3 protein-coding genes are annotated in these 2,717 nt (G+C 45.5%); all 3 read left to right on the top strand.

The genetic code is table 11. The features are described 5' to 3' along the window. Window positions 1-372: peptidylprolyl isomerase (locus tag B7Y67_RS14730; RefSeq protein WP_293599286.1), on the top strand; the 372-nt coding region annotated here is incomplete at its 5' end. Between the two features lie 26 nt (window positions 373-398). Then, a complete protein-coding gene (locus B7Y67_RS14725; RefSeq protein WP_293599285.1) occupies window positions 399-2,237 on the top strand; it encodes a bifunctional chorismate-binding protein/class IV aminotransferase in 1,839 nt (612 codons plus the stop codon). Between the two features lie 9 nt (window positions 2,238-2,246). After that, a partial coding sequence (locus tag B7Y67_RS14720) for an NUDIX hydrolase (RefSeq protein WP_293599284.1) occupies window positions 2,247-2,717 on the top strand: 471 nt, incomplete at its 3' end.

The following is a 2,717-nucleotide window of genomic DNA, read 5'->3' as shown; positions in this document are numbered from 1 at the left end:
ATTAATGGCTTCATGATTCAGGGTGGAGGCTTTACTCCAGACTTGGTTCAAAAACCCACTAATGCACCAGTAGTATCTGAAGCTCAAAATGGTTTGAAGAATCAAACATACACCATTGCCATGGCCCGTACTTCCGATCCAGACTCGGCTACTGCACAGTTTTTTATCAACGTCAAAGATAATGAGGGGCTAAATTACCCCAACGCCATGGGCAATGGGTATACCGTGTTTGGCAAAGTCATTTCTGGAACGCAGACAATTGATGACATTCGTAAAGTCGCAACCATGGTTGCAACTGCCCCAAAAATGGGTCGTATGGCCGATGTTCCAAGCAAAACAGTCACCATTGAATCAGCAACCGTTCTGAAGTAACTACATTACTTCGAGTTAATAAAACGATGATTCTGCTCGATGATGCTCAGAGCACATTATTAAAGCCGACAAGCCGGCTTTATCATCAGCCACTTCGTAGCTGGAGCATCACAGCAGCTTCCAGTAATACAAGGACTCAAAGCTTAGTTGAACAATGCCTCACAGAGCTCCAAGAGGCGCTTCATCAAGGTCAATATGTAGTCGCTGCTTTTGCCTATGAGTTGGGCCGCTATATTCACCGACTGCCTGGTAGACTAGATCTTGAGAGTCAGACACCTACACACCCCATCATTGCAGCATGGTCGTTTGATTCTTATGAAACCTTCAGCAAAGAGCAGGTAGATGCTTATCTAAGCAATCAACTTGCCAAGTTTAGTCAGCATCAGAGCGTATCGGGTGTTGCTAATCTTCGCTATTCGCTAGATGAAACGCAATTTTCTCAGGATATGAAGACCATTCATGAATATATTAAGAATGGAGATTGCTACCAGATTAATCATACCTATCGAATTACTGGTGATTGCTATGGTGAAGCACTAGCGCTGTATAGCCGCTTAAGAGAACGTCAGCCCGGAAGATTTGGGGCCTATATTGAAGATGGTGAGAACTGCATCCTCTCCCAATCTCCAGAATTATTTATTCAGCGCCAAGGAGATACCTTAACGGCTATGCCAATGAAAGGTACTGCCAATGCCCTAATTGAGTCTGCGGATCAGCTTTGCCAAGATATTAAAAATCAAGCTGAAAACGTGATGATTGTGGATTTGTTGCGTAATGATTTAAGCAGAATTGCTCTACCAGGAACAGTGACTGTTCCCCATCTCTTTCAAGTTGCAAGGCATGGTGACGTACTACAAATGACTTCAACCGTAAGAGCACAAGCAAAGCCGCATATTCAATTGCTCGATATCCTCAATGCCGTTTTTCCCTGTGGGTCAGTAACAGGGGCACCCAAGAAGCGCAGCATGGAAATTATTCAAGAGCTAGAGCCATTTGATCGCGGTTACTACTGTGGCGCTTTGGGCTGGTTAGATCCTAGCGGAGACTTTGCCCTCAGTGTACCCATTCGCACTGTAGAAATTCACCGTGATGCCCAGACACAGGCATCTCGATTTACCCTTGGGATAGGTGCCGGCATTACGATAGATTCACAAGCGCCACAAGAATGGGAAGAATGCCAAATCAAAGCCAAGTTTTTGTGCAAGCTCCCTAGTGAGGTAGGCTTGTTTGAAACTATTTTGGTTGTCAATGGTAAGGCCTCGCACCTTGAGCGCCACCTAGATCGACTTCAGCATTCTGCACTAGCCCTTGGAATTCCTTTATCAAGAGCGCATGCCAATCAACTGATTGAAGAGGCTTGCAGCACATGTGATCAGTCTACTCAATACCGCTTACGACTTGATCTACACATTGGAGGCAATTTAAGTCACCAAATCACACCCCTTCCCAACATGAATGAGCAGGTCAAGGTTTTTTGGGCAAGTGATATTCTTCCCAATCCGAATGATGCAATCATGCACTCTGGCAATGTATTACTACAACATAAAGTCAGTAGTAGAGATGCTTATGACTTGGCTTGGCAAAAAGCACAGGTCCTAGGTGGATTTGATGCCTTATTTATGAATGAACAGGGATTTGTGACCGAGGGTGGTCGTAGTAGTATTTTTATTCAAGCTGGCGATGACAATGCATGGCTTACTCCTCCAGTAAATGCTGGAGTCTTACCAGGCATCATGCGCTCCATTATTTTGGATGATCCGACATGGAATGCCCATGAAGCCAACCTGACTATTGAAGATGTAAAAACCGCTAAGGCTATCATGCTGACTAATGCATTACGTGGGATCATCCCAGCCCATCTATAGAAAGTCAGCATGAAGTTTTGCTCTCACTGCGCCTCGCCTATCACTATCAAAATTCCAGCAGATGATTCCCGCGAGCGTCACGTCTGCGAGTCCTGTGGCACGATCCATTACTTTAATCCACGTAATGTGGTTGGCAGCATTCCGGTTTATGGCGAGCAAGTCCTTCTTTGTAAACGTGCGATTCAACCACGTCATGGCTACTGGACCCTACCCGCAGGCTTTATGGAGCTTGGTGAGAGCACTAGCGCTGGGGCTGCACGCGAGACCGAAGAAGAAGCTGGCGCAATAGTGAGAATAGGACCACTCTATTCATTGCTCAATGTGCCTCATGCAGAACAAGTACATCTCTTTTATTTGGCTCATATGGAGACACCTCACTTTTGCGCAGGAGAGGAAAGTCTTGAGGTGGCACTGTTTTATGAACATGAAATTCCCTGGCAAGACATTGCCTTCCCGACAGTAAAACAAACTCTTGAATGG

The sequence above is a fragment of the Polynucleobacter sp. 35-46-11 genome (genome assembly GCF_002281105.1).
This window is presented reverse-complemented; position numbering and strand designations above follow the sequence as displayed.